Here is a 648-nt window from a genome sequence, read left to right as displayed (position 1 = left end):
GGGCGTTAGGCTATTCAGAGGATACGATGATAGATTTAAAAAATAATGAGCAATATTTCGACGTTTCTTTTGAGAAGCTTTCCTCACCTGATGAGAAATATAGCGACGTCGAGTTTGAAGATTGCCAATTCTCCGACTGCGATTTTTCAGCGGTTAAATTCCAGAAATGTAAGTTTACAAACTGCACATTTGAACGCTGCAATTTGAGTTTGGTGGATTTTACAAACTCAAAGCTCTTTGAGCTTAAATTTCAAGACAGTAAGTTAGTTGGCGTTGATTGGACGAAAGCGACATGGCCAGTTTATCACTCGGACTTTGAGCTAAGTTTTAAGCGTTGTATTTTAAATGACTCGTCTTTCTTTGGCCTGACCTTAAATGAATTGGTTTTGGATGAATGTAAGTTGCATGATGTTGATTTCCGTGAAGGTAACTTTGCAGGTTCAATAATGATTTATAGTGATTTTAGCCACAGTTTATTTATGAGAACAAATTTGCAAAGGGTTGATTTCAGTGAATCAACAGCATACTCCATTGACGTACTAGAAAATAACGTTAAAAAGGCTAAGTTTTCACGATATGAAGCGTTGAGCTTATTAGAAAGCTTAGGTATTGAATTGGTGGATTAATAGCTTAGTATCAAGTTTGAAG

1 protein-coding gene is annotated in these 648 nt (G+C 36.1%); it reads left to right on the top strand.

From position 1 onward, the window contains the following. Positions 1-26: 26 nt before the first annotated feature. A complete protein-coding gene (locus DD616_RS17180) occupies positions 27-626 on the top strand; it encodes a pentapeptide repeat-containing protein (protein WP_047691157.1) in 600 nt (199 codons plus the stop codon). Positions 627-648 lie beyond the last annotated feature (22 nt).

Source organism: Vibrio anguillarum, from assembly GCF_003390515.1.
GTDB lineage: Bacteria > Pseudomonadota > Gammaproteobacteria > Enterobacterales > Vibrionaceae > Vibrio > Vibrio anguillarum.
The sequence above is the reverse complement of the archived record's forward strand: the minus strand, read 5'-3'. Positions and strand labels throughout refer to the sequence as shown.